This is a genomic window from Pseudomonas sp. B21-012, assembly GCF_024749305.1.
Classification (GTDB): Bacteria; Pseudomonadota; Gammaproteobacteria; order Pseudomonadales; family Pseudomonadaceae; genus Aquipseudomonas.
Genome location: NZ_CP087197.1, coordinates 5,502,347 through 5,527,498 on the forward strand (window position 1 = coordinate 5,502,347; position 25,152 = coordinate 5,527,498).

The 25,152-nt window shown below is 62.2% G+C and carries 20 protein-coding genes and 2 pseudogenes; 7 read left to right on the forward strand and 15 right to left on the reverse strand.

The window, feature by feature from the left end; all coding sequences use genetic code 11:
* Positions 1-86 precede the first annotated feature (86 nt).
* The 6 genes from purU to glyA form a co-directional block, all read right to left on the reverse strand.
* Positions 87-944, reverse strand: a complete 858-nt coding sequence (gene purU, locus LOY37_RS25320) for a formyltetrahydrofolate deformylase (RefSeq protein WP_093378767.1) — start codon at positions 942-944, stop codon at positions 87-89.
* Between the two features lie 11 nt (positions 945-955).
* A complete protein-coding gene (locus LOY37_RS25325) occupies positions 956-1,588 on the reverse strand; it encodes a sarcosine oxidase subunit gamma (RefSeq protein ID WP_093378763.1) in 633 nt (210 codons plus the stop codon).
* A 67-nt stretch (positions 1,589-1,655) separates the two neighbouring features.
* Positions 1,656-4,673 (reverse strand): sarcosine oxidase subunit alpha, encoded by a 3,018-nt coding sequence (locus LOY37_RS25330; protein WP_213603043.1) that lies wholly within the window; start codon positions 4,671-4,673, stop codon positions 1,656-1,658.
* Positions 4,670-4,999 carry a sarcosine oxidase subunit delta gene (locus LOY37_RS25335; RefSeq protein WP_038998327.1) on the reverse strand — a complete coding sequence of 110 codons (330 nt, stop codon included), beginning with the start codon at positions 4,997-4,999 and terminating at the stop codon, positions 4,670-4,672. The genes LOY37_RS25330 and LOY37_RS25335 overlap by 4 nt, the downstream gene beginning before the upstream one ends.
* Positions 5,000-5,013: 14 nt before the next feature.
* Positions 5,014-6,264 carry a sarcosine oxidase subunit beta family protein gene (locus LOY37_RS25340; RefSeq protein WP_038998326.1) on the reverse strand — a complete coding sequence of 417 codons (1,251 nt, stop codon included), beginning with the start codon at positions 6,262-6,264 and terminating at the stop codon, positions 5,014-5,016.
* 20 nt (positions 6,265-6,284) lie between these two features.
* Positions 6,285-7,538 carry a serine hydroxymethyltransferase gene (gene glyA / locus LOY37_RS25345; protein ID WP_195885194.1) on the reverse strand — a complete coding sequence of 418 codons (1,254 nt, stop codon included), beginning with the start codon at positions 7,536-7,538 and terminating at the stop codon, positions 6,285-6,287.
* A gap of 231 nt (positions 7,539-7,769) precedes the next feature.
* Between glyA and LOY37_RS25350 the strand changes: the two genes are divergently transcribed.
* Positions 7,770-8,810 carry a low specificity L-threonine aldolase gene (locus tag LOY37_RS25350; RefSeq protein WP_258715967.1) on the forward strand — a complete coding sequence of 347 codons (1,041 nt, stop codon included), beginning with the start codon at positions 7,770-7,772 and terminating at the stop codon, positions 8,808-8,810.
* Positions 8,811-8,955: 145 nt separating this feature from the next.
* Positions 8,956-9,222, forward strand: a complete 267-nt coding sequence (locus tag LOY37_RS25355; RefSeq protein ID WP_258715968.1) for a hypothetical protein — start codon at positions 8,956-8,958, stop codon at positions 9,220-9,222.
* 87 nt (positions 9,223-9,309) lie between these two features.
* Here the strand turns inward: LOY37_RS25355 and LOY37_RS27685 are convergent, their stop codons facing one another.
* The 4 genes and pseudogenes from LOY37_RS27685 to LOY37_RS25370 all read right to left on the reverse strand — a co-directional run bounded on the left by LOY37_RS27685 (position 9,310) and on the right by LOY37_RS25370 (position 11,933).
* The gene (locus LOY37_RS27685) at positions 9,310-10,047 is read right to left on the reverse strand and encodes a methyl-accepting chemotaxis protein (RefSeq protein WP_408980610.1); all 738 of its coding nucleotides are present in this window, start codon (positions 10,045-10,047) and stop codon (positions 9,310-9,312) included.
* A 123-nt stretch (positions 10,048-10,170) separates the two neighbouring features.
* Positions 10,171-11,247, reverse strand: a pseudogene (locus LOY37_RS27690) (cache domain-containing protein); the annotation flags it as partial.
* 156 nt (positions 11,248-11,403) lie between these two features.
* Positions 11,404-11,706 (reverse strand): cell division protein ZapA, encoded by a 303-nt coding sequence (locus LOY37_RS25365; RefSeq protein ID WP_038998322.1) that lies wholly within the window; start codon positions 11,704-11,706, stop codon positions 11,404-11,406.
* The gene (locus LOY37_RS25370; RefSeq protein WP_045202365.1) at positions 11,703-11,933 is read right to left on the reverse strand and encodes a hypothetical protein; all 231 of its coding nucleotides are present in this window, start codon (positions 11,931-11,933) and stop codon (positions 11,703-11,705) included. Before LOY37_RS25370 ends, LOY37_RS25365 begins: the two co-directional genes overlap by 4 nt.
* Before the next feature lie 289 nt (positions 11,934-12,222).
* Between LOY37_RS25370 and LOY37_RS27695 the strand changes: the two are divergent.
* Both LOY37_RS27695 and LOY37_RS27700 read left to right on the forward strand, forming a co-directional pair.
* Positions 12,223-12,978: pseudogene (locus LOY37_RS27695) on the forward strand (MCP four helix bundle domain-containing protein); the annotation flags it as partial.
* Positions 12,970-13,833 carry a methyl-accepting chemotaxis protein gene (locus tag LOY37_RS27700; RefSeq protein WP_374045289.1) on the forward strand — a complete coding sequence of 288 codons (864 nt, stop codon included), beginning with the start codon at positions 12,970-12,972 and terminating at the stop codon, positions 13,831-13,833. The pseudogene LOY37_RS27695 and the gene LOY37_RS27700, both read left to right, overlap by 9 nt.
* Here LOY37_RS27700 and LOY37_RS25380 read toward each other — a convergent pair.
* A complete protein-coding gene (locus LOY37_RS25380) occupies positions 13,823-15,649 on the reverse strand; it encodes a flavin monoamine oxidase family protein (protein ID WP_258715971.1) in 1,827 nt (608 codons plus the stop codon). The genes LOY37_RS27700 and LOY37_RS25380 overlap by 11 nt on opposite strands.
* 163 nt (positions 15,650-15,812) lie before the next feature.
* Here LOY37_RS25380 and LOY37_RS25385 point away from each other — a divergent pair, with 163 nt between their 5' ends.
* The gene (locus tag LOY37_RS25385) at positions 15,813-16,733 is read left to right on the forward strand and encodes a nitrilase-related carbon-nitrogen hydrolase (RefSeq protein WP_258715972.1); all 921 of its coding nucleotides are present in this window, start codon (positions 15,813-15,815) and stop codon (positions 16,731-16,733) included.
* On the opposite strand, the gene gbcB is transcribed toward LOY37_RS25385, so the two are convergent.
* Entirely contained in the window at positions 16,654-17,754 is a 1,101-nt protein-coding gene (gbcB, locus tag LOY37_RS25390; protein WP_258715973.1) for a glycine-betaine demethylase subunit GbcB, read from the reverse strand. The two genes, LOY37_RS25385 and gbcB, sit on opposite strands and share 80 nt — an antisense overlap.
* Before the next feature lie 282 nt (positions 17,755-18,036).
* Here gbcB and gbcA point away from each other — a divergent pair, with 282 nt between their 5' ends.
* Positions 18,037-19,329, forward strand: coding sequence for a glycine-betaine demethylase subunit GbcA (gbcA, locus tag LOY37_RS25395; protein ID WP_115084934.1), 1,293 nt, complete (start codon positions 18,037-18,039; stop codon positions 19,327-19,329).
* 244 nt (positions 19,330-19,573) lie between these two features.
* The gene (locus LOY37_RS25400; RefSeq protein ID WP_258715096.1) at positions 19,574-20,503 is read left to right on the forward strand and encodes a transposase; all 930 of its coding nucleotides are present in this window, start codon (positions 19,574-19,576) and stop codon (positions 20,501-20,503) included.
* A gap of 618 nt (positions 20,504-21,121) precedes the next feature.
* Here LOY37_RS25400 and LOY37_RS25405 read toward each other — a convergent pair.
* Genes LOY37_RS25405 through dgcB form a run of 3 tightly spaced genes read right to left on the reverse strand, consistent with a single transcriptional unit; the run spans position 21,122 to position 25,080 of the window.
* A complete protein-coding gene (locus LOY37_RS25405) occupies positions 21,122-21,892 on the reverse strand; it encodes an electron transfer flavoprotein subunit beta (RefSeq protein WP_045202289.1) in 771 nt (256 codons plus the stop codon).
* A gap of 15 nt (positions 21,893-21,907) precedes the next feature.
* The gene (locus LOY37_RS25410) at positions 21,908-23,131 is read right to left on the reverse strand and encodes an electron transfer flavoprotein subunit alpha/FixB family protein (protein ID WP_258715974.1); all 1,224 of its coding nucleotides are present in this window, start codon (positions 23,129-23,131) and stop codon (positions 21,908-21,910) included.
* Positions 23,131-25,080: a dimethylglycine demethylation protein DgcB gene (gene dgcB, locus LOY37_RS25415; protein WP_195885200.1), complete on the reverse strand. Its 1,950-nt coding sequence runs from the start codon at positions 25,078-25,080 to the stop codon at positions 23,131-23,133. Before dgcB ends, LOY37_RS25410 begins: the two co-directional genes overlap by 1 nt.
* Positions 25,081-25,152 lie beyond the last annotated feature (72 nt).

Sequence of the window (25,152 nt, forward strand, 5' to 3'; positions counted from 1 at the left end):
GAATCTGTTTTTGCCTTGAAGGCCTCATCGCGGGGCAAGCCCGCTCCTACCGGTGTGGGAGCGGGCTTGCCCCGCAATGGCGGCCGTCAGAGCACTACCGTTCTGTTGGCGTTGAGGAACACCCGCCGCTCGATGTGATAGCCCACCGCCCGCGCCAGGGTCAGGCACTCGATATCGCGGCCCTTGGCGATCAGGTCTTCGGGGTAATGGCTGTGGTCCACCGCCTCGACGCCCTGGGCGATGATCGGCCCTTCGTCGAGGTCGTTGTTGATGTAGTGCGCGGTGGCACCCACCAGTTTCACGCCCTTGTTGTAGGCCTGGTGGTAGGGCTTGGCGCCCTTGAAGCCGGGCAGCAGCGAGTGATGGATGTTGATCGCCCAGCCGTCGAGCTTGCGGCACAACTCGGGCGACAGCACCTGCATGTAGCGGGCAAGGATTACCAGCTCGGCGCCGGACTCTTCGATCACCTGCAGCACCTTGCGCTCCTGCGCCGGTTTGTCATGGGGGTCGAGGGCGAAGTGGTAATAGGGAATGCGGTGCCAGTGGGCCAGGGGCTCGAGGTCCGGGTGGTTGGAAACCACCGCCACCACGTCCATGCTCAACTGGCCGATGCGCTGGCGATAGAGCAGATCGTTGAGACAGTGATCGGCCTTTGAGACCATGATCACCACTTTCGGTCGGTGCTTGGGCGCGGTCAGCTCGAACAGCATGCCAAACGCCGCGCCGCGCTCAGCCAGGCCTGCGCGAAAGCTGGCCTCGTCGAAATCATCCGGCTGGCGGAATTCCACGCGAATGAAAAAGCGCCCGGACAGCCGGTCATCGAACGAGTGGTGCTCGGTAACGTAGCAGTGCTGCTCGAACAGGTAACGCGTCACCGCATCGACCGTGCCGAGCAGGCTCGGGCAGTCGGCGGTGAGAATCCAGGTGTCCGGTGCACGACTCATGGCATTGCTCCTTAAGCCTGAATGCTCAGGCCGTATTCGGCGGAAGCGTCCTGCAGCCACAGCCACCAGTAGTCGGAGAAACTGCGGCGGATCAGCAGCTCCCAGGTTTCTTCACCGGTGCGGCGGATCACCAGTTGCGACTTGGCGAACACCGTGCCGACGGCCTTGCCCACCGGAAAGTTGTTTGGATGTACATCGTAGCTGGTGGATTTCATCAGCACATCGCGCACGTTGGGGCCGCTCAGTTCCAGCACGGTTTGCCCGCCACTGACGTTGACGATCTGAACGTGCAGGCCATCGAGGGCGTCGCGCAGCTTTTGCTCGACGGCAAATTCCTCACCGCCGGGGACGATCAACAGCCATTCATCCGGGCCCAGCCACTGCAGCGACATCTCGCCGTTGGCGACCACGGTCAGGGCCACCGGCAGCTCCAGGCCCAGGGCCTTGAACACACCGCCGGCAAAGGCCGGGTCCTTGCCATCGCCTCGCAGGGTCAGGTGGCCGAGGAGTTTTTTCTCGCGCAGGGTTACCCCGGCGTTTTTGCGACCCTTGCCGATCAGGCTCGGCAGGTCGGCGTGGTGCAGCGGCGTTTCAGCCTTGGCGTCGTTGCCGGGGCGTTGCTGGTAGACGTTGATCGTGCTCATTACACACCTGCCTTGAATTCTGTGGACCTGGTAACGCGATCCCTGTGGGAGCTACATCACGCCGGCGTTAGATGTTCTGCCGCTCACCCTTCGGATCGAAGAACACCGAAGAACAGATCTCGGCCTCGATCACGCTGCCATCGGCCTGGGGCGAGTAGACCCGTTCGCCGATGCGTTTGAGCCCGCCTTTGACCACACCCATGGCAAACGAATAGCCCAGGGAGTTGCTGGCGTAGCTGGAGGTGACGTGACCGACCATGTCCATCGGGATCGCTTGTTTCGGGTCGAACACCAGTTGCGCGCCTTCTGGCAGCCATTTGTTGGGGTCGACCGGCTTGAGCCCGACCAGCTGCTTGCGGTTCTCGCGCACGCAGTCTTCGCGGTTCATCCCGCGCCAGCCGATCCACGAAAACGGCTTGGTGCGGCCAACACACCAGCCCATGTTGAGGTCGTCCGGGGTCATCGAGCCGTCGGTGTCCTGGCCGACAATGATGAAGCCCTTCTCGGCGCGCAGTACGTGCATGGTTTCGGTGCCGTACGGAGTCAGGTTGTATTGCTTGCCAGCAGCGACGATCTTCTCCAGCACGCCCATGGCGTAGTTGGCCTGGACGTTGACTTCATACGACAGCTCGCCGGTGAACGAGATACGGAACACCCGCGCCGGCACACCGCCGACCAGGCCCTCCTTCCAGGTCATGAACGGGAAGGCGTCCTTGTCCAGGTCGATATCGCTGACTTCGCTGAGCAGCTTGCGGCTGTTGGGGCCCGACAGGGTCAGGGTCGCCCAGTGGTCGGTGACCGAGGTGAAGTACACTTTCAGGTCCGGCCATTCGGTCTGCTGGTAGATCTCCAGCCACTGCAGCACCCGCGCCGCGCCACCAGTGGTGGTGGTCATGATGAAGTGGTTGTCGCCGACACAGGCGGTGACGCCGTCGTCGAAGACCATGCCATCTTCTTTGCACATGAGGCCGTAGCGGGCCTTGCCAACATCGAGCTTGGTCCAGGCGTTGGTGTAGATGCGGTTGAGGAATTCGCGCGCGTCCGGGCCCTGGATGTCGATCTTGCCCAGGGTCGAGGCGTCGAGCAGGCCGACGCTGTCACGCACCGCCTTGCACTCGCGAGCCACGGCGGCATGAATGTCCTCGCCGTTGCGCGGGAAGTACCAGGGGCGCTTCCACTGGCCGACGTCTTCGAATTCGGCGCCGTTCTTCACATGCCAGGCATGCAGGGCAGTAAAGCGTACCGGCTCGAACAGGTGACCGCAGTGCCGGCCCGCCACCGCGCCGAAGGTGATCGGCGTGTAGTTGGGGCGGAACATGGTGGTGCCCATTTCCGGGATGGTGATACCCATCGAACGCGCGGCAATCGCCAGGCCATTGATGTTGCCCAGCTTGCCCTGATCGGTACCAAAGCCCAGCGCGGTGTAGCGCTTGACGTGCTCGACCGACTCGAAGCCTTCGCGGGTAGCCAGTTCGATGGCGGCGGCGGTGACGTCGTTCTGCTGGTCGACGAACTGCTTCGGCGCCCGTGCAGTGTTCTTGTCGTGGGGCACCTGGAACAGCGCCACGGTTGGTTCTTCCTGGCGTGCCAGGACTTTCGGAATCACCCCCAGCACCGCCTTGAAACCGGCTTCGGTGGCGGCGCGCACGCCGCCTTCAAAACCATCGGCGAGGGTGTCAGCAAGGGCGAACACACCGTTGATGCCACCCACGCACACGCGTTTTTGCGGTGCTTCACCGGGTACGAAACCGAGAATGTCTTCACGCCAGACCGGTTTGCCGCCCAGGTGCGAAGCCAGGTGCACCACCGGGCTGTAGCCGCCGGAGGTGGCTACCAGGTCGCAATCCAGCCACTCGCCGGGGCTGCTGACCTTATGCGCCTTGACGTCGATGGCGGCAACCCGGGCTGCAGTCACGTGCTTGCTGCCGCGCGTCTCGATCACCGCGCTGGAGGTGAGGATGCGAATGCCCTTGGCCCGCGCCTCTTCCACCAACGAACCGCGCGGGTTGTGGCGGGCATCGGCGACGGCGACCACGTTCAGGCCGGCGTCGTGCCAGTCCAGGGCCACGCGGTAGGCATGGTCGTTGTTGGTCGACAGTACCAACTTGCGCCCCGGCGCCACGCCATAGCGGCGCACGTAGGTCGAGACCGCACCGGCGAGCATGTTGCCCGGCACATCGTTGTTGCCGTACACCAAAGGCCGCTCGTGGGCGCCAGTCGCCAGCACCACACGCTTGGCGCGTACCCGGTGCATGCGCTGGCGCACCTGGCCGATCGGCGCGCGATCGCCGAGATGGTCGGTCAGGCGCTCGTGAATGGTGAGGAAGTTGTGATCGTGGTAGCCGTTGACCGTGGCCCGTGGCAACAGGGTGACTTCCGGCAGTGCCTTGAGCTCGGCCACCACTGCCGCAACCCAGTCGGCGGCCGGCTTGCCGTCGAGGGTTTCACGGCTGTCGAGCAGGCTGCCGCCGAACTCTTCCTGTTCATCGGCGAGGATCACCCGCGCGCCGCTGCGGCCAGCCGCCAGGGCTGCGGCCAGGCCGGCGGGGCCGGCGCCGACCACCAGCACGTCGCAGTGGTGGTTCATATAGTCGTAGCTGTCCGGGTCGTTCTGCAGCGGCGCACGGCCAAGGCCGGCGGCTTTGCGGATGTACTTCTCGTAGGTCATCCAGAACGACTGCGGGTACATGAACGTCTTGTAGTAGAAACCCGGCGGCATCAGCTTGCCGCCGACCTTGCCGAGGATGCCCATGACGTCGTTGTTCACATTCGGCCAGCCGTTGGTGCTGGTGGCCACAAGGCCAGCGTACAGCGCCTGCTGGGTGGCGCGCACGTTGGGCACCTGGGTGGCTTCGGTGGCGCCGATCTGCAGGATGGCGTTGGGCTCTTCGCTGCCTGCGGCGATGATCCCGCGCGGGCGCGAGTACTTGAAGCTGCGCCCGACAATGTCGACGCCGTTGGCCAGCAGTGCAGCGGCCAGGGTGTCACCGGCAAAGCCCTGGTAGGTCTGGCCGTTGAAGGTGAAGTTCAAGACTTTGCTGCGATCGATACGACCGCCGTTGGACAGGCGATAGACCTGGCTCATACCTTTTCTCCCTGACCACTGACTGCCAACTGCGGGCTGGTGCTCTTGCCGGTGACCTGCGGCTTGGCGCCGATCGGATAGGTTTCGAGAATTTCGTAGGTCAGCGTGTCACGCGTGGCGTTGAAGTACTGGCGGCAACCAGCGGCGTGAATCCACAGCTCGTGGTGCAGGCCACGGGGGTTATCGCGAAAGAACATGTAGTCGCCCCACTCCTCGTCGGAGCAGGCGTTGGGGTCCAGCGGCCGGGGAATGTGCGCCTGGCCTGCGGCGTGGAACTCCTCTTCGGAGCGCAGCTCGCCGCAGTGGGGACAGAAGATATGCAACATGGGGATTTCTCCTGTTAGTGGGCGACAGCGGCGGCGCCGTGTTCGTCGATCAGTGCACCGTTGTGGAAACGGTCGATGGAAAAGGGTTTGGCCAGCGGGTGCATTTCGCCCTTGGCCAGGCTTGCGGCAAAGACGTTGCCCGAGCCCGGGGTGGCCTTGAAGCCGCCGGTGCCCCAGCCGCAGTTGAAGAACATGTTCTTCACCGGGGTCTTGGAGATGATCGGGCAGGCGTCCGGGGTGGTATCGACGATGCCGCCCCACTGGCGGTTCATGCGCACCCGCGAGAGGATCGGGAACATTTCGACGATGGCCTGCAGGGTGTGCTCGATCACCGGGTACGAACCGCGCTGGCCGTAACCGACCCAGCCGTCGATGCCGGCGCCGATGACCAGGTCGCCCTTGTCCGACTGGCTGATGTAGCCGTGCACGGCGTTGGACATGATCACGCTGTCGATGATCGGCTTGAGCGGCTCGGACACCAGTGCTTGCAGCGGATGCGATTCGATCGGCAGGCGGAAACCTGCGAGCTTGGCCATGTGCCCGGAGTTACCGGCGGTGACCACGCCGACGCGCTTGGCGCCGATAAAGCCTTTGTTGGTCTCGACGCCGATGACCACGCCGTTTTCCTTGCGAAAACCGATCACTTCGGTTTGCTGGATCAGGTCGACGCCCAGGGCGTCGGCGGCGCGGGCAAAGCCCCAGGCCACGGCGTCGTGGCGGGCAACACCACCGCGGCGCTGCACGGTGGCGCCGATGATCGGGTAGCGGGTGTTCTTCGAGCAGTCCAGGTAAGGGATTTCTTCAGCTACTTGTTGAGCATTGAGCAGCTCGCCGTCGACGCCATTGAGGCGGTTGGCACTGACCCGACGCTCGGAGTCGCGCATGTCCTGCAAGGTATGACAGAGGTTGTAGACGCCGCGCTGGGAGAACATCACGTTGTAGTTGATGTCTTGTGACAGCCCTTCCCAGAGCTTCATCGCGTGTTCATACAGGTGCGCCGACTCGTCCCACAGGTAGTTGGAGCGGACGATGGTGGTGTTGCGCGCGGTGTTGCCGCCTCCCAGCCAGCCCTTCTCGACCACTGCCACGTTGGTGATGCCGTGTTCCTTGGCCAGGTAGTAGGCGGTGGCCAGGCCATGCCCGCCACCACCGACGATGACCACGTCGTAGACTTTTTTCGGGGTGGGCGTGCGCCACATGCGCTGCCAGTTTTCGTGGTGGCTGAGCGAGTGCTTGAAGAGGCCGAAGCCTGAGTAACGTTGCATAGTCTTTACTCCTGGACCACTCAGCGATAAACCGGAAAATCTGCACAGAGTGCCGACACGTTCTTCGCAACATCGGCCTCGACGTCGGCATCGCCGAGGTTATCGAGGATGTCGCAGATCCAGCCGGCCAGCTCCACGCACTGGCTGACCTTGAAGCCGCGGCTGGTGACCGCCGGAGTGCCGATGCGCAGGCCGGAGGTGACGAACGGCGACTGTGGGTCGTTGGGCACGGCGTTCTTGTTGACGGTGATGTGCGCACGGCCGAGGGCGGCGTCGGCCTCTTTGCCGGTCAGGCCCTGGCGGATCAGGCTGACCAGGAACAGGTGGTTGTCGGTGCCGCCGGAAACCACGTCATAACCGCGTTTGATGAACACTTCGGCCATGGCCTGGGCGTTGTCGATCACCTGCTGTTGATAGGTCTTGAAGCCAGGCTCCAGCGCCTCCTTGAAGCACACCGCCTTGGCGGCGATCACGTGCATCAGCGGGCCGCCCTGGGCACCGGGGAACACCGCGGCGTTGAGCTTCTTCTCGATCTCTTCGTTGCTGCGCGCCAAAATCAGGCCGCCACGCGGGCCACGCAGGGTCTTGTGGGTGGTGGTGGTGACCACGTCAGCGTAAGGCAGCGGGTTCGGGTACAGGCCAGCGGCAACCAGGCCGGCAACGTGGGCCATGTCGACAAACAGATAAGCACCGACCTTGTCGGCGATCTGACGAAAGCGTGGGAAATCGAGGGTTTTTGAGTAGGCCGAGAACCCGGCGACGATCATCTTCGGCTTGTTCTCCAGCGCCAGGCGCTCGACTTCGTCGTAGTCGATCAGCCCGGTGTTGGTGTCGATGCCGTACTGCACGGCGTTGTACAGCTTGCCCGAGGACGACACCTTGGCGCCGTGGGTCAGGTGACCGCCGTGGGCCAGGCTCATGCCCAGGATGGTATCGCCGGCCTGCAGCAGGGCCAGGTATACGGCGCTGTTGGCCGAGGAGCCGGAGTGCGGCTGAACGTTGGCGTAATCGGCGCCGAACAGCTGCTTGGCGCGGTCGATGGCCAGTTGCTCGACTTTATCCACATGCTCGCAACCGCCGTAATAGCGCTTGCCCGGGTAGCCTTCGGCGTATTTGTTGGTCAGGCCGCTGCCCTGGGCCTGCATGACACGCTTGCTGGTGTAGTTTTCCGAGGCGATCAGCTCGATGTGATCTTCCTGGCGTTGCTCTTCGGCATTGATCGCCGCCAGCAGTGCATCGTCATAACCCTGGATCTGGTCTTGCTTGCTGAACATCGCAGTCTCTCCCGGCAGCGGCATCGGTTCTTGTCGGGCAATTGCCCTTTTGCAGCGATGGTATGACCGACGCAGACAGCCCAGATGCCTACGGACGCCACGCAAAGGTGCGTTTACGACATGTAGCCTCATCGCGGGGCAAGCCCGCTTCCACGGGGGCAATGCTTTGTATAGGCGACGCCGCAATTCTTGGTTTAGAGTGCTCGTCTGCGTCGTTCACAGGACAGTGTCATGCCAGATAAAAGCCAGCAATTCGCCAGCGACAACTACTCAGGTATCTGCCCCGAAGCCTGGGCCGCCATGGAAAAGGCCAACCAGGGCCACGAGCGCGCCTATGGCGACGACCAATGGACGGCACGTGCCTCGGAATACTTCCGCAAATTGTTCGAAACCGACTGCGAAGTGTTCTTCGCCTTCAACGGCACCGCCGCCAACTCGTTGGCGCTGTCTTCGCTGTGCCAGAGCTATCACAGCGTGATCTGCTCGGAGACCGCCCACGTCGAGACCGACGAATGCGGCGCCCCGGAGTTCTTCTCCAACGGCTCCAAGCTGCTCACCGCGCGCAGCGAAGCCGGCAAACTGACCCCCGAGTCGATCCGCGAAGTGGCGCTCAAGCGCCAGGACATCCACTACCCCAAGCCGCGGGTGGTGACCATCACCCAGGCCACCGAGGTCGGCAGCGTTTACCGCCCGGACGAACTCAAGGCCATCAGCGCCACCTGCAAGGAGCTGGGCCTGAACCTGCACATGGACGGCGCCCGCTTCAGCAACGCCTGCGCGTTCCTCGGCTGCAGCCCGGCGGAGCTGACCTGGAAGGCCGGTGTCGATGTGCTGTGCTTTGGCGGCACCAAGAACGGCATGGCGGTGGGTGAAGCGATCCTGTTCTTCAACCGCGAGCTGGCCGAAGACTTCGACTACCGCTGCAAGCAGGCCGGGCAACTGGCGTCGAAGATGCGCTTTTTGTCGGCACCCTGGGTCGGTTTGCTGGAAGACGGCGCCTGGCAGCGCCACGCTGTGCATGCCAACCACTGCGCGCAGTTGCTCAGCGAACTGGTTCGCGATGTGCCGGGCGTTGAGCTGATGTTCCCGGTGGAAGCCAACGGGGTGTTCCTGCAAATGTCGGAGCCGGCGCTGGAAGCCTTGCGCAACAAGGGCTGGCGCTTTTACACCTTCATCGGCAGCGGCGGCGCACGCTTCATGTGCTCGTGGGACACCGAAGAGGCGCGGGTGCGTGAGCTGGCGGCGGATATCCGGGCGGTAATGAAGGCTTAGTTCCTCGCCATTGGCGTACTAAAGCTCAATTTACCGTTTATCGGAACTAGTATTTTTGTCAGGTGAATCCCATGGGGCGAATACCTAGAGTCAGCTTACCCGGGTAACTGAATAACGGGTCTGGGCCACTCATGGAGATACTCACATGTCACAGAACAAACTTATTGGCGCCGTGCACTTTGTGGTCGATGACGAAATGCATGACGTATCGGGTAGTAATCTGGATGGATATGCCTATTTAAACGGTGGGGACAGCACCTTTCTAGAGGTTGACGGAGAGGTATGGCAAATCACTGTGGCTAACAAATTTCTTAATCCAGCGTACTCAGGTGCATCCGAGTGGCACCTCGTCGTTGTAGGAAGCCGAGCTGTTAACACCAATAGCAAAGTTACAAAATTGTTCAAGAAGTAGCCACGTAAACTAAACTCGCTCATCACCGCCAAGCCAACGCTCGCAGGTCCTGCGTAGCGCGCTTGTCGGCGATGAACTCATCGCGGCTTAAAGCCTGAACCCACCCATCTGCCGCGCCAGGTCATCGGCCAGCCCGCGCAGCGCCTGGCACTCCTCCCGGCAACCCTGCACATCCACTGCCGTTTCCCGCGCCAGGTCGGAAATCCCCTGCACCGTGCGGTTGATCTCCTCGGTCACCGCCGACTGCTCTTCAGTCGCTGTCGCCACCTGATGGTTCATGTCACTGATGTGCTCGACCTGCTCGGTGATGGTCCCCAGCGAAGCACCGGTCTGCTGGCTCGACTCCACGCCCGTGCCGGTTGCCGCCTGCCCGGCCTGCATCGACGCCACCGCACTGCCGGCACCCTGCTTGAGGCGCAGGATCATCTGCTGCACTTCATCGGTGGACACCTGGGTGCGCCGCGCCAGGGTTCGTACCTCATCGGCGACCACGGCAAAGCCGCGGCCCATTTCGCCGGCCCGCGCCGCTTCGATGGCAGCGTTGAGCGCCAGCAGGTTGGTCTGCTCGGAGATGCTGCGGATCACCGCCAGCACTTCGTCGATCGACGCCACCTCCGTAGCCAGCTCCCCCACTGCGCTGGCCGCCTGGCCAATCTCCTCGGACATGCCCTCGATATGGGCAATCGAGCGGCGCACTACGTCGCGGGCCTGTAGCGCTTCGCTGCGCGCGGTTTGCGAGGCGTGCGCGGCATTGCCGGCATTCTGGGCAATGTCCTGCACGGTCAGGCCCATCTCATGCACGGCGGTGGCGACCATCTCGGTCATTTCCTGCTGGCGGCCGGAACGTTCGGCGGTGTTGTCCACCACTTGCGTGACTTGCGCCACCGAGGCCCGCAAGCGCTCGCTGGTGCTCAGCACCTCGCCGATCAGGTCACGCTGGCTGTCGAGAAAGCGGTTGAAGCCACGGGCCAGGTCGCCGAGTTCGTCTGCACGGTTCTCGTCCAGGCGCTGGGTCAGGTCACCACCGCCATTGCCGATGGCCATCAAGGCTCCGGTCACGCGACGGATCGGCCGGACGATACCGCGCGCCAGCAGCACCACCAGCAACAGCGACACCAACGCCACTGCGCCGCCAATCAGGCTGGTCAGCCAGACGGTCTCGCGTACCTGGGCGTAGATCTGCGCTTCTGGCACTTCGGCGACCAGCGTCCAGTTGAGGTCACGCAGCGGCAGGCTGAGGGCCAGGTAGCCCTCGCCATCGCGCTCGAAGCGGCTACTGTGCAGGCCCTGCTCGCGGCTCAAGACAACTTTGGCAGCCTCGCCACCAATCTGTTCGGCCAACTGCCGCTTGCCGCTGAACTGCGCCTGCGGGTGCACCTGGATCAAACCGTCGCCGCGCACCAGCATCACCCGCCCGTGTTCGCCAAAACTGAAGTTGTGAATCAGCTCGGACAGTTCGGTCATGCGCAGGCCAAGCCCGGCGATGCCCACCAGTTGCCCGGCTTTTTCCACCCGATAATCGATGAACAGCGCCAGTTCGCCGGTGCTGCCATCGGTGTCGATGTTCAGCAGCCGCGGGTTGCCGCTGTCGATGAAGCCGAAAAACCATTTGTCCGCCGGATTGCTGCGGCTGAGGGTGCGGTCCAGGCCTTTCTCGTTGTAGTAGTGGTTGCTCGCGGTCGCGGCAAACAGTGCGGTAAACGCATGATTCTGTTTACGCAGAGCCTCGAGGTACTCGATGAATTGCGGCGCCTGGGCGCTATCTTCACCCGCCGCCAGCCAGTCGCGCAGCAGGGTGTTGTTGGCGATATCGGCCGCCGCCGTCAACGGCCGGCCGAGCATGCGCTCGATGTCGTTACGAATCGCCTCAATGCTCGCCGGCAAGGCAGTGTCGACCAGGTAACGCTCGGTCAGCCGATTGACCGCCACGCTGTAGATGCCGACCACCACCAGAATGCTCAGCAACAGCGCTGCGCCCATGCTTGCGATCAATTGCCACTGGATACTGCGCCGCCAGAACTGCATGTATTTCCCCTGGGTAAATAAGTCCTGTAGTGCAAGAGACAGGCCAATTGTATACAACAGGAAATACAATAATGACAGTGATCCACAGCAATGCCGGCCCACCCTCCCGAAGGCGGTGAGCTGGCAAAAAGGTTTAGCTTGGGGCTTTGGAGGCGATCAGCTGTTGCTGATGGTCCGCGCAATCACATCGACCGTGGCGTTGACTTGCTCTTGGTAACGGTCGAGGGCCTGCTGGTGCTGCTGTTGCAGTTCGATCTGCTGCGAGCACAGGTTGAGGGCTGCCAGTACCAGCAGCTTGTCACCGATCAGGGTCGGGTATTTACGCTTGGTATCGGCCAATGAGGCATTGAGCATCTGCACCGCTTGCGCCAGCGCCTGCTCCTGGCCTTCGGGGGCCTTGATCGAATAATCGCTGCCGAGGATCGACACGACATTGATCGGCTGCGCTGAGGTTTTCATGCGTTCACGGCACCAACGCTGGCACGCTCAACCAGGGCCTGGATGCGTGCGGCGGTAGCGCCCTGCTTTTCTTCCTGCTCCAGCAGGCTCAGTTGCAGGCTGTCGTTTTCATCTTTGGCCTGGGCCAGTTCGGCACTGATTTGCGCGTTGCGCTCGGTCAGTTCCTGATTCTTCTGCACCAGGTCGCTGACCAGTTGCTCCAGTTGACTAAGGGAAGTTTCCAACATGATTGCCTTCTCGGGGTGTTTCAGGGGGCGCACACGATAAAGAAAAGTCCGCGTGCTAGCCAGGGATATCGGGTTTAGACGCTTCGGCCTGGTGCAGATTGACCCGCCGATCCGGGTCCGGTTCCCCGTTTTGCCTACCACCGGTCAGGAAAAAAGATAGCTGCCTCACAATTTCATCTTCGCCCGCTCAAGTCTTTACCCCGCCGACCGATAGGCATGGCAGTCCTGACTCCTGCGCACGGTTCGCGTGCCCTTTTCCCTCCTGGATACCACCATGTCCCTACGCAACATGAATATCGCCCCGCGCGCGCTTCTGGGCTTTGCTCTGATCGGTGCGCTGATGCTGGCCCTGGGTCTGTTCGCCCTGAACCAGATGAGCAAGATTCGCCAGGCCGGCGAAACCATCGAGACCTCGACGGTGCCAAGCCTGACCAACCTCGACCAACTGACCCAGCTGACCCTGCGCCTGCGCACCCTGTCGTACCGCCTGCTGCTCAACCGCGAAGCCGACACCCTGCAGGCCACCCTCAAGCTGATCGACCAGCGCAACCAGCAGATCGACGACGCGCGCCGCAACTACGAGCCGTTGATCTTCGGCAACCAGGAACGCTCGGCCTACAACCAGTACGTACAGTTGCTGGGCCAGTACCGCCAACTGGAAAACCGCATGCGCCTGGCCTCGCAGAACAATGACCTGGACACCCTGCGCAACCTGATCAACCGCGACATGCTCGACAGCTCCGAGCAGATCAACAGCGTCATGGATCAACTGGTCAGCATCAACACCGAACAAACCAGCGAGATCAACCGCACCGCCGCCGAACAATATTCCAATGCCGTGACTCTGGTGATCGGCCTGCTGCTGGCCGCCACCGCCCTGACCCTGATCTGCGCCCTGCTGCTGACCCGCAGCATCGTCAAGCCGATCGACGAAGCCCTGCAGGCCGCCGAGCGGATTGCCGAAGGCGACCTGACCCGCAGCATCCACGCCGAAGGCCAGGACGAAGCAGCGCGTCTGCTCAAGGCCATGGCCAAGATGCAGAACAAGCTGCGCGACACCCTGCAGCAGATTTCCGGCTCGGCCACCCAGCTGGCATCGGCGGCCGAAGAGCTCAACAGCGTCACCGACGAAAGCGCCCGTGGCCTGCAGCAACAGAACAACGAAATCGAACAGGCCGCCACGGCCGTCACCGAGATGACCAGCGCCGTCGAAGAAGTCGCGCGCAATGCCGTGAGCACCTCGGAAGCCTCCAAGGAAGCCACCCGCTCGGCCGGTGACGGCCGTGACCTGGTGATGGAAACCGTCAGTGCCATCGAGCGCATGAGCACCGACGTGCAAGGCACTGCCGAACTGATCGGCAACCTGGCGGAAGAGTCGCGTGATATTGGCAAGGTGCTCGATGTGATTCGCGGCCTGGCCGACCAGACCAACCTGCTGGCACTCAACGCCGCCATCGAAGCGGCGCGTGCCGGGGAAGCCGGCCGCGGCTTTGCCGTGGTGGCCGACGAAGTGCGCGCCCTGGCCCACCGCACCCAGCAGTCGACCAGCGAAATCGAACGGATGATCGGCAGTATCCAGGGCGGCACCGAGCAGGCGGTCAACTCCATGCGCAACAGCACCGAACGCGCCGAGTCGACCCTGAACATCGCCCGTGGCGCCGGCCTGGCGCTGGAAACCATCACCGGCGCGGTGGCCGAGATCAACGAACGCAACCTGGTGATCGCCAGCGCCGCCGAAGAGCAGGCCCAGGTTGCCCGCGAAGTCGACCGCAACCTGGTCAACATCAACGATCTTTCGGTGCAGTCGGCCACCGGCGCCCACCAGACCAGCGCCGCCAGTGCCGAGCTGTCGCGCCTGGCGGTGGACCTGAGCGGGCTGGTGGCGCGCTTTAGCGTTTGACCTGCAGATCGGCCAGCGCAGCCGGCTTGAGGGGGTCCCACTGCGCAATGGGACCGCCCTCGGGGCTGAAGCCGTTGTTGTAGCGCGTGGCCAGTTTGTCCACGGCATTAAGTGCCGTGGTCACCGCCCCTTCAGCCCAACCGCCGGTCCAGGACACATCGTCGCCGGCCAGGATGAAGCCATCCACCGCGCTACCGTCACTGCCCTCCTTGAACTGGCTGAACAACAGCCGCTGGTACTCGTACTGACCCGGCAGGTTCATCTTGAAAGCCCCAAGATAGAAAGGCTCGTTCTCCCAGTTGATCTCGACAAAGGGGTCTGCCGCAGGGAAATGCGAAGCCAGGTCCAGGCCCGGATAAACCTGATCGAGCAAGGCGGTGCACAACTCGCCATGCTGCGGCAGGTCGCCCTGACGGTCACCGAGAAACTTCAGGCTGTCGTCGTTCCAGGTATATGACAAGATAACCCCACTACCTTTGCAAGCTCCCGGGTTTCGGCTGTAGTCCACCAGGTAGGTGCCACGGGTCAGGCGGTCAGACAGGGTAATACTCATCAGTTGCTTGCCGTCCGGCCCGCGCTGGGTCCAGAACGGCTCGCGGGTAGCGGCAAACACCTTGGCCGACTGCATGTAGTGGGTATACATCACCGCTTCCCATTGCTGCTGCGTCAGCAGCGAACGGCTGGCCTCAAGGCCTTCGGCGCCGTTCATGTAGCGGAACTTGTCGAGTATCCGCACATGCGGGGTGTAGACCACACTGCCGTAACGCAGGCGTTGGTCGCGTCCGCTCTGCAGGTCATGGCAGAGCACTTCAAAACCGCCACCTTCGCCCGCTGTCAGGCGCTTGATCTGCCGAACTTCCTGGCGCAGCGGGTTGCCCGGAAACGCGCTCGCCAGTTCTTCCACGGTCATGTTCTGCGGCCAGAACACGCTGTCATCGCCAAAGGCCGCTGCAGGTTGCTGCCAAAGCCGTAGAGGCAACTGGTCGGCACCGTCGCGCATCAACAGGTGGTTGATATCCAGCCCGGTATACAGCACCCGCAGTACTTCCAGAAAGCAATTGGGAAAGTCGGTGTTCCAGCCACCCGTACCAAAGCCGATCTGGCCGAACAGGTTAATCTCGTCGGCAGGCCAGCGCGCCTGCTCGACCATCGCGGCATGAAAGCTGAGGTTGTCCCAGCCTTCGCGCAAAATTGCATTCCACAACAGTTTGATTTTCGCCTGGTCTATTGTCCCGGCAGACATGGCGTGTTCCATTTCCTTGAAATGGATAGGCGCCTGCTCGAGAAACTCATCGAAGAACTTGATTTCAATGTTCTCGAACGCCGGCGGCCGGGGAAAGTTGTCATTGCCGACTTCGTAGTAATATTTTTCGTCGGCATAATCAACGACAGTACTAACGGCGGCGGCACTTCCGGGATTGGGAAAGTCTTCAGTGTTATCCCGCATGCGCACTTTGCTGAAGTAGTGCATCAGCGCCTGGCCCGACAACGGAAAGCGCATGGCACCGCGCTCAAACGGCACGCTATCGTTGACCGCGGTCGAATACAGGCGCCCGCCTATGCGCCCGCTGGCCTCCACCAAAACCGGATGCAGGCCCATGCGCATCGCTTCATAGGCGGCAACCAGCCCGGCCACGCCGGCCCCCACCACCAGCACTTGCTGGCCATGATGCTGTGGCTGGATTCGGCCAAGCGGTGCCGGCCCCTTGTCCGCCAGGTACTGCCCATAGTCGAAAGGAAAGTCTGGAATCACCGCCCGAACCTGATTATCCAGAACACGCTTGGCGGAAAGAATTCGAGAAGGGATCGAGGACATATCAGGCTCCGTCTGAAGGCAGTGATGAACTCACAGCATAGAGCCGGGGGTGTTCAATAGTTATATTGATTGGCAATCAAAAACACGGCACTTGAACTAGCAAAAATGCCAGTTGACGCTAACTATTTTATATCGCCTGATCATTATTTTCAGGAGAGCACACATGAACACATCATCACTGCCGCTGCGCATTGCTTGCGCCCAAGTTGCACCGAAAGTTGCCGATGTAATCCATAACCGCGAAGTTTCCAATGCAGCGATCATCGAGGCCGCCCGGGAAGGTGCGGAACTGGTCGTGCTACCGGAGCTTATGCAGAGCGGCTACGTGTTTGAAGACCGCGACGAAGCCTTGAGCGTTGCCGAGGGTTTATACGACGCCACGGTCAAGGGTTGGTTCGCCCTCGCCCGGCAACACGAGATCATGGTGGTGGCCGGCCTGTGCGAACGCCTGTCGGCAACCGAAGTCGCCAACAGCGTAGTGCTGATCGAGCCTCAAGGCTGGATCACCTGCTATCGCAAGGTGCACCTGTGGGACCGGGAAAAACTCATCTTCACACCGGGCGAGCAACCGCCACCGGTTGTGCGAACGGCCAAAGGGCGAATAGCACTGATGATCTGTTATGACCTGGAGCTCCCGGAGTGGGTACGCCTGGCTGCGCTGGGTGGTGCACAGTTGTTGTGTGCGCCCGCCAACTGGCCAGAATTCCCCCGCCCTCCCGAGGAGCGCCCGGCAGAAATCGTCCGGGTTCAGGCTGGAGCAGCAGTGAATCGCATGTTCATCGCGGTTTGTGATCGCCATGGCAGCGAACGCGGGGTCGACTGGGTGGGCGGTTCAACCATTGTCGATGCCGACGGCTTTCCCCTGGCTGGCGCCAGCAGCCTGCCCGAAGCGCAACTGCTGCTGGCCGACCTGGAGCTGAGCGACGCCGACTACAAATGGATCAGCGACCACAACCATGTCCATGAAGATCGCCAGCCGCAGCTTTACGGCGGTGTCTGCAACACTAGTACTCAATCCGCACGTCACCCTTCGGCACACTGCAGCAGGACAGAATATAGCCCTCCGCCACATCGTCATCAGTGATCCCGCCGTTGTGTTCCATCTCCACTTCGCCGCCCAGCTTGAGCACCTTGCAGGTGCCGCAGATGCCCATGCCGCAGGCCTTGGGGATCATCAGCCCGAGCTTGGCCGCCGCCGCGTGCACGGTCTCGCCCGGGGCCACGCGGATGCTCTTGCCGGTGGCGGTGAATTCGACCTGGTGCAGGTCGCTGGCGTCCACCTCGGCAGCTTCGGCGGCTTGTTCGGCGTGTTCCACGGCATCGGCCTTGACCTCGGCCGGGGTCGCGCCGAACGACTCTTCATGGTAGCGGCTCATGTCGTAGCCGCTACTTTCCAGCAGGCGCTTGACCGCGTTCATGTAGGGCGTCGGGCCGCAGCAGAAAATCTCCCGTTCCAGGTAGTCCGGGGCGATCAGCTCCATCAGCTTCTGGTTCAGGTAGCCGCGATAGCCCGCCCAGGGCTCGCCCAGGCCATGCTTCTCGCAAATGATATGGAGGCTGAAGTTGTCGATCCGCGAGGCCATGTGCTCCAGCTCGCGGTGATAGATGATGTCTTTCGGCGAGCGCGCGCTATGAACGAAAACCATGTCGACATTGCCGTTGGTGTCATAGAACCAGCGGGCCATGGACATCACCGGGGTGATGCCGACGCCGCCGCTGAGGTACAGCACCTTGGGGCTGGGGAAATCCATGGCATTGAACAGCCCGACCGGGCCGTGCACCGCCAGCTCCTGGCCTTCGTGCAATGTGTCGTGCAGCCAGTTGGAGACCTTGCCGCCGGGCACGCGCTTGATGGTCACCGAGAAGCTGTAGGGCACCGACGGCGAGCTTGAGATGGTGTACGAGCGCATGATCGGCTCGCCATCGATCTCAAGCTCCAGGGTGACGAACTGCCCGGGCTTGAAGAAGAACATGATCGGCTGGTCGGCCATGAAACAGAAGGTGCGCACGTCCCAGGTTTCCTGGATCACCTTGACGCAACGGACGATGTGGCGGCCGTTGGCCCAGGTCTGGGTGCTGACCGGATTGAGGAAGCTGTTGGACATGCTCGTCTCCACGGCCGACTGCGGCCTGATGGCTGCGATTCTGCTTAAGCCGCGCAGGCGACACTTACCTATCCGCGACATTGGCGTGCTTATCGCGACCAGCCCCCGGCCACGGGGGCTGACGCGTCGGAAACGGATCTGATCATGTCGTCCATGGATATGGTTCCTGCGCCCTTCGAACGCACACTCCATCGCACATGATCTGTACTTGAGCCTTGCGTCGCCATAACAACGATTAGCCACTTTCACCGGCCACAAGCACTGGCCATGAGGACCTACACGATGGACGTCACCGCAACTTTGAGTCTGGGCGATCCACTGGAACCTGCACGCAAGGCCACCGCCGAGATGCTGCAGAGCCGCGAGCGGACCTTCTCGCTGCCACAGCCGTTCTACTGCGACGAGCGCCTGTTCCAGATCGACATGGAAGAAATCTTCCAGAAGGAATGGCTGATCGCCGGGATGACCTGCGAAATCCCGACCAAGGGCAACTTCATCACCCTGCAGATCGGCAAGAACCCGATCCTGGTGGTGCGCGGTGCCGAAGGCCAGGTGCATGCCTTCCACAACGTCTGCCGCCATCGCGGTTCGCGCCTGTGCACCAGCGACAAGGGCAAGGTCGCCAAGCTGGTCTGCCATTACCACCAGTGGACCTACGAGCTGGACGGCCGCCTGCTGTTTGCCGGCACCGAAATGGGCGCCGATTTCGACATGAAGCAGTACGGCCTCAAGCCTGTGAACGTCAAGACCGCCGGTGGCTACATCTTCATCAGCCTGGCCGAGAACCCGCCGGCGATTGACGACTTCCTCGCCACCCTGACCCACTACATGGAACCCTACGACATGGAGAACACCAAGGTGGCGGTGCAAACCACCTTGATGGAGAAGGCCAACTGGAAGCTGGTGCTGGAAAACAACCGCGAGTGCTACCACTGCAGCGGCTCGCACCCTGAACTGCTGAAAACCCTGCTGGAATGGGACGACGTCACCGACCCACGCGCCGACCAGGCATTCAAGGACCACGTCGCCGCCTCGGCTGCCGCCTGGGATGCCGAGAAGATCCCCTACGCCCACGCAAGCTTCGGCCTGCGCAACCGCATCGTGCGCATGCCGCTGCTCAAGGGCACGGTGTCGATGACCCTGGACGGCAAGCAGGGCTGCCAGAAGCTCATGGGCCGGATCAAGAACCCGGATCTCGGCTCGATGCGCATCCTGCACCTGCCGCACTCGTGGAACCACTGCATGGGCGATCACATCATCGTCTTCACCGTATGGCCGATCAGCGCCCAGGAGACCATGGTCACCACCAAGTGGCTGGTGCACAAGGATGCGGTTGAAGGTGTGGACTACGACCCGGCGCGCATGCGCCAGGTGTGGGACGCCACCAACGACCAGGACCGGCGCCTGGCTGAAGAGAACCAGCGTGGGATCAACTCTACGGCGTATCAGCCCGGGCCTTATTCGAAGACCTATGAGTTTGGCGTGGTTAATTTCGTCGATTGGTACAGCGAGCGGATGCTGAGCAACCTGGGGGCGGCGCCGGCGCCTTATCTGAAGGGTGTGGCTGCGCAGTAACCTTATCGCGGGGCAAGTCGAGGCGTCGCACCGCCGCTTGTGTCTTGAGGTTGGAATAGAATCAGAAGTGAGAGCGGTGAATGGCAAGCTGTACGCCGGTAGTGCTTAAAGCACGTGTGGGAGCAAAGCTGCCATTCACCTCTCCACTCTGGCCCGAGCCCGAACAGTTGATTGAGCGCCTCTCGAATCACAAGCGTGGGCCAAGCCAGAGCGCTCTCACAACTGAGTGTAAGAGGGTTCAGCCATGTTGTCTTCTGTTGGAATCGACACTGCCAAAGCCACGTTGGAAATCTGCATCAAACCTCAGAAAATCCGCTTCGAAGTAATCAATGAGCGCCCAGGCTTTGATGTGCTGATCGGGCGACTGAAGGACTTCAAGATCAGCAGAGTGTTGATTGAAGCGACCGGCGGCTACGAGAAAGACGTGCTGATTGCATTGCGCTCGGCCGGTTTCGAAACCATCTGCATCAACCCAGCCCGTGCCCGGAAATTCGCCGAGGCGATGGGTAAAAAAGCCAAAACCGATAAGATCGACGCCGAGGTCCTTGCGGACTTCGCTGCACACCTCAGCGCTCCTCAAGACCAACTAATCAGCCCGGAACGCGAAGAGCTGCGCGAGTTGGTGAAGCAGCGCGCCCAATTTGTGCAGAGCCGTGATGACTACAAACGGCGCCGCCTGCAATGCCGCTCGGCAATGGTGATGGCTCACTTTGATGAGCACATAGAGCAGCTGAAAGTGCTGATCAAACGCCTTGACGAAGAAATTGACCAGGCGATGGTGCAACTGGACGACACCAGGGCGCGTCAGTTGTTGGCGGTGAGCGGAATTGGTCGGGTAACCGCCGCAAATCTGCTCGCCTCACTGCCAGAGCTGGGGCAATTGGACCGCCGTCAGATCGCCGCGCTAGTGGGCGTAGCGCCTTACAACAACGATAGCGGTAGCCATCAAGGGCACCGCCAGATATGGGGTGGCCGGGCGCATGTAAGGCGAGTCCTGTACATGTCGAGCTGGATCATCATCCGTCACAACACGGAATTTAAAGCACGCTACGAAGCACTTCGGGAGCGTGGCAAGTGCGCCAAAGTCGCCCTCGTAGCCTGTATGCGGGTGCTGATCGTCAGGCTGAATGCAATGCTGCGGGACAATACCCCTTGGCGAGTGCAAACAGCCTGATCAAGACAGTTGCTCCCACCGGATTTGTAGGTACCTGTGAATCCTGTGGGAGCTGATCAAATTTTGACCATACCCCGCAACACCCCGGCCTTACTGGGGCCCTCGATAGAACAAACACTTTATCCACAGGACAGCCCACAGCTAATGTGGGCAAGTCGTTGTTTTTCCCACTAAATTTTATTGATCAATATTTGATCAAATCTCTGCACGCCTTTAAATACAAGGCTCACAGCGGAAGGCGAACACCTTATCCACAGAGACGCCAACAGACTTTGTGTGCAAAAGTCGCAGCGGTGAAAAAGCGTTGTGGATAACGCCCTGAACAACCGAAAAAACGGGCGTGGGCACGCATAAACACGGCAATTGGCTAGTTTTTGATCAACCGTGCGCAGCCCTTGCCACACGGGCCTCTCAGCCATGGGCGAACATATTATCCACAGACCCGCCAACAGCGATTGTGGGCAAACTCAGCCGAGCCAGAGGGAGAAAACCTCGAAAAATCCACAACTTAGCTTGATCATTTTTTGACCATAACGCCGAAGGGCACGCAATGCGTGCCCTGCAGCCATACACGAACACTTTATCCACAGATCGGCCAACAGACTTTGTGAGCAACTGTCAGCGTAATACGCCCTCTTCCACCAGCAGCTTGAGGATGGCTTGCGCGCCGTCTGCGGGGCAGAGGTCCTTGAGTACTTGCCCACCACCGCCACTGGCCTTGGCGGTAGCAGCTTTCATGCGGTCGGCGCCGCTCTTGGCCTTGATCACTTTCAGGCGCTTGGGCCGTGGCTTGGCCGGCTGCAGCTCGGCGCTTGTGAATAACTCGTCTTCGACAACATCCACCTGGCGCGCTGCCAACACCCCGCGCCGGGCCGGGCCAAAGGCGCTCTGGCGCGGCTTGGGCGCGGCGTTATCCACAGTCGCCAGCAGCGGCAGGCGTACCTTCAGACGCCGCCGCTGGCCCCGTGGCAGGGCCTGCAGCACTTGGGCGACACCATTGTGGATAGATTCAACTTCGGCCAGGCCTACCACCAGCGGCCAGCCCAGACGCTCGGCCAGCAGGAACGGCAGCATCCCCGAACCTTCGCCGGTTTCCGCCTGGCTGCCGGTCAGCACCAATTGAGCGCCAGCGTCGCGCAGGTAATCGCCGAGTACGCCCAGGGCATCGGCGCCATGTGGCTGTTCGAGCACGTCGATGTGCTCCAGGCCCATACCCAGGTAAGCGCGCAAGGCCGGCTCCTGCGGGTCGCCGGCGTGCAGCACCTGCAAGTTATCCCCAGCCAGCTGCAGGCCCAGCTCTACCGCCCGGGCATCCTGCTCGGCACGTCGAGTGCGGCCAGAGCTTGGGTGGGCACCGATTGAAACCAGACTGATGACCTTGGTGTGCATAGTTATCCCCTGCCCTCAGGCCGCATCGCGCTTGACGTCGTTGCGGTAGTTTTCCACAGCCTCGATCAGCGCCTGGAGAATCGCCGCGCTGTCGCCGATCACCGACAGGTCGGCACGCTTGATCATGTCGCAGCCCGGGTCCATGTTGATCGCCACCACCTTGTCGCAGGCGCCGATGCCCTGCAGGTGCTGGATCGCCCCGGAGATACCCACAGCCAGGTAAACCCGCGCAGTCACCCAGGTACCGGTGGCACCGACCTGGCGATTGCGTGGCATAAAGCCGTCGTCCACAGCCACCCGCGAGGCCCCTTCGGTCGCGCCGAGGGCCACGGTGGCGCGGTGGAACAACTCCCAGTCCTTGACGCCATTGCCACCTGAGACAATGAACTCGGCCTCGGCCATGGCGATGGCTGCCGGGTCAACGGCGACCGGGCCCAGGTCCTCGATGCGCGACAGACTGCGCGCCGTGCTTGTGGATAACTGCACCGGCAAAGCTTCATGGCGGGTTTCGCTGACCGGTTCCGCGCATTCGCCGGCTGCCAGAATCAAGCGCGGCAAGCCGCGGATCAGGTCTTGCTGGCCAGCGCCGGCACGGCCGCTGCACTGCCCGTCCTTGACCTGCCAGACCCGAGTCGCCGGGCGTTCGCCAATGGCCGCAGCAAAGCGCCGGCCCAGCTCGCCGCCACCCGTGCGGCTGTCTGGCAGCAGCCAATGGCGTGGGCTGTACTGGTTATCCACAGCGCGCAGGCCCTGCACCAACTGCTCCGGTGCGTAACCTGCGAACTCGTCACCTTCGATGACTAGCAGGCGATCGACGCCGGCTGTGGAAAAGTTGCTTTCCTTGTGTTCGCCAAACACCACTGCCAGCACCGCGCCGTCGCTACCGGCCAGGCTGTGGGCCAGGCCCAGCAGGTCGCGGTCGTGGCTGCCCAGGCGACCGCCGACCATGTCTGGAACCACGGCGATGTAGAACGCCGGCTGTGCCACCTGGTGCAGCGGCAATTGCACCACGGCCGCAGCCGTGCGCTTGCTGCTGCCACCCTGCTGGGCGCCGCTGCGGTCGATGCGCTTGAGGCCATTGGGACCGATGAAGCCGACCCCGTGCGGGTTCTTGCGAATGATGCCGTTGGGCCCCAGCCAGCTGTGTTGCTGGCCCTGCTGCATGGCCGCGTGCAGCGGGTGCAGGCGGTTGCGGGCGATCCACTCGGCGCGCGGATCACGGCGAATAATGTCGCTCATCAGTGCACCTCCGCAGGTTCACGCTGTGCCGGAGCGGGTTTGCTCGCCGCCGCCGGTTCTTCGAGAATGGCGTCGGCAACCAGCTCCGCCAGGTCCTTGATCAGCGGACGGGGCTCGACTACGCCCTCAAGCATCGCCGTGCACTGTGGACAACCCACGGCCACCAGCTCGGCGGCGGTTTCGCGGATGTCATCCATACGCATGTCGGGGATCCGTTGTTTGCCCGGAATATCGGTAATCGGCGCTCCGCCGCCACCGCCGCAGCAGCGCGAACGCAAGCCCGACCGCTGCATTTCCCTGACCTCGATGCCGAGCGCGCGCAATACCTCGCGCGGCGCCTCGTACTCACCGTTGTAGCGGCCCAGGTAGCACGGGTCGTGGTAGGTCACGCTGCCGCCCTTGTGCTGGCCCAGGTTGAGCGCGCCTGCGCCAATCAGCTCGGCGATGTAAGTGCTGTGGTGCTGCACCAGGTAGTTGCCGCCGAAAGCCCCGTATTCGTTCTTGAGCACGTGGAAGCTGTGCGGATCGCAGGTGACGATGCGCTTGAAGCTGTACTTGGCCAGGGTCTGGATATTGCGCCGGGCCAGTTGCTGGAAGGTCGCTTCATCGCCCAGGCGCCGGGCCACGTCACCGCTGTCACGCTCTTCCAGGCCGAGCACGGCGAAGTCCACTTGCGCGGCTTTGAGCACTTTGACGAAAGCGCGCAGGGTGCGCTGGTTGCGCATGTCGAAGGCACCGTCGCCGACCCAGAACAGCACCTCGGCGGTCTTGATGTCGCCGAGCAGGTTGAGGTTGAGGTCCGCCGCCCAGTTCATCCGCCCGCCCGGGGCGAAGCCGCCGGGGTTGTCGGTGGCGATCAGGTTGTCCAGCACCTCGGCGCCCTTGTTCGGTGTCGCGCCTTTTTCCAGGGTCAGGTGGCGGCGCATGTCGACGATGGCATCGACGTGCTCGATCATCATCGGGCATTCCTCGACGCAGGCGCGGCAGGTGGTGCACGACCACAGGGTCTGGGCATCGACCAGGCCGTTGACGATCGGCTGGTGCGGGTTGCCGCCATGCTCGCCAATGGCTTTGCCAGGATAGGGGCTGCCGGCAAACTTGGCATCGGTACCACCGGCCAGGCCAACAACCATGTCCTGGATGAGTTTTTTCGGGTTCAGCGGCTGGCCGGCGGCAAACGCCGGGCACACGGCCTCGCACTTGCCGCACTGCACGCAGGCGTCAAAACCGAGCAATTGGTTCCAGGTGAAATCCTTGGGCTTTTCTACCCCCAGCAACGCTTGCGGGTCTTCCAGGTCGATGGGCTTGAGCCCGGTCGAACGGCCACCGCCAAAGCGCTCGGCACGCCGGTGCCAGGCCAGGTGCAGGGCACCGGCGAAGGCATGCTTCATCGGCCCGCCCCAGGTCATGCCGAAGAACAGCTCGGACACGCCCCACAACACGCCAAGCCCCAACAGCGCCACCAGCAGCCAGCCGCCGAAGCCTTCGGGGAGGATCCCGGCGACCGGCAAGGTGGCGATAAAAAAGCTTGCGGCGAACACCAGCAGGCTTTTCGGCAAGCGCATCCATGGGCCTTTGGACAGCCGCGACGGCGGATTGAGCCGGCGTTTGTAAACGAACAGCGCACCGGCAAACATCAGCACAGTAGCGAACAGCAAGGCGTAGCCGAGAATCTTGTTATGCAGGCCGAAACCATGCACCAGGATCGCCAGCACCGCCGCCAGGACAAAGCCGCCAGCGGTGGCCACGTGAGTGTTGGCCATGTACTTGTCGCGGGCGACCACGTGGTGCAGGTCAACCATATAGCGCCGGGGCATGGCCAGCAGGCCGCCGAGCAGATCGACCTTCGAAGGCCGACCCTGGCGCCACATCCGCACGCGCCGCAGCGCGCCCAGGACAGCAAGGCCCAGGGCGGCGAACAGGAGGATGGGGATAAGGGTGTTCAACATTTAGAGGCACCTTTCAGGTGCAAGCCTCAAGCCTCAAGCCGCAAGCCAGGGCAACACCGCGCTGCTCTTGCT

What these genes read in the sequence shown, in the direction of transcription:
- LOY37_RS27700 (WP_374045289.1), top strand. Translation starts at nt 12,970, where the DNA reads ATGCAGAACAAGCTGCGCGACACCCTGCAGCAGATTTCCGGCTCGGCC.
- LOY37_RS25405 (WP_045202289.1), bottom strand. Translation starts at nt 21,892, where the DNA reads ATGCACACCAAGGTCATCAGTCTGGTTTCAATCGGTGCCCACCCAAGC.
- dgcB (WP_195885200.1), bottom strand. Translation starts at nt 25,080, where the DNA reads ATGTTGAACACCCTTATCCCCATCCTCCTGTTCGCCGCCCTGGGCCTT.
- LOY37_RS25335 (WP_038998327.1), bottom strand. Translation starts at nt 4,999, where the DNA reads ATGTTGCATATCTTCTGTCCCCACTGCGGCGAGCTGCGCTCCGAAGAG.
- LOY37_RS27685 (WP_408980610.1), bottom strand. Translation starts at nt 10,047, where the DNA reads ATGACCGAGATGGTCGCCACCGCCGTGCATGAGATGGGCCTGACCGTG.
- gbcA (WP_115084934.1), top strand. Translation starts at nt 18,037, where the DNA reads ATGGACGTCACCGCAACTTTGAGTCTGGGCGATCCACTGGAACCTGCA.
- LOY37_RS25365 (WP_038998322.1), bottom strand. Translation starts at nt 11,706, where the DNA reads ATGAAAACCTCAGCGCAGCCGATCAATGTCGTGTCGATCCTCGGCAGC.
- gbcB (WP_258715973.1), bottom strand. Translation starts at nt 17,754, where the DNA reads ATGTCCAACAGCTTCCTCAATCCGGTCAGCACCCAGACCTGGGCCAAC.
- glyA (WP_195885194.1), bottom strand. Translation starts at nt 7,538, where the DNA reads ATGTTCAGCAAGCAAGACCAGATCCAGGGTTATGACGATGCACTGCTG.
- purU (WP_093378767.1), bottom strand. Translation starts at nt 944, where the DNA reads ATGAGTCGTGCACCGGACACCTGGATTCTCACCGCCGACTGCCCGAGC.
- LOY37_RS25400 (WP_258715096.1), top strand. Translation starts at nt 19,574, where the DNA reads ATGTTGTCTTCTGTTGGAATCGACACTGCCAAAGCCACGTTGGAAATC.
- LOY37_RS25350 (WP_258715967.1), top strand. Translation starts at nt 7,770, where the DNA reads ATGCCAGATAAAAGCCAGCAATTCGCCAGCGACAACTACTCAGGTATC.
- LOY37_RS25370 (WP_045202365.1), bottom strand. Translation starts at nt 11,933, where the DNA reads ATGTTGGAAACTTCCCTTAGTCAACTGGAGCAACTGGTCAGCGACCTG.
- LOY37_RS25325 (WP_093378763.1), bottom strand. Translation starts at nt 1,588, where the DNA reads ATGAGCACGATCAACGTCTACCAGCAACGCCCCGGCAACGACGCCAAG.
- LOY37_RS25410 (WP_258715974.1), bottom strand. Translation starts at nt 23,131, where the DNA reads ATGAGCGACATTATTCGCCGTGATCCGCGCGCCGAGTGGATCGCCCGC.
- LOY37_RS25380 (WP_258715971.1), bottom strand. Translation starts at nt 15,649, where the DNA reads ATGTCCTCGATCCCTTCTCGAATTCTTTCCGCCAAGCGTGTTCTGGAT.
- LOY37_RS25355 (WP_258715968.1), top strand. Translation starts at nt 8,956, where the DNA reads ATGTCACAGAACAAACTTATTGGCGCCGTGCACTTTGTGGTCGATGAC.
- LOY37_RS25340 (WP_038998326.1), bottom strand. Translation starts at nt 6,264, where the DNA reads ATGCAACGTTACTCAGGCTTCGGCCTCTTCAAGCACTCGCTCAGCCAC.
- LOY37_RS25330 (WP_213603043.1), bottom strand. Translation starts at nt 4,673, where the DNA reads ATGAGCCAGGTCTATCGCCTGTCCAACGGCGGTCGTATCGATCGCAGC.
- LOY37_RS25385 (WP_258715972.1), top strand. Translation starts at nt 15,813, where the DNA reads ATGAACACATCATCACTGCCGCTGCGCATTGCTTGCGCCCAAGTTGCA.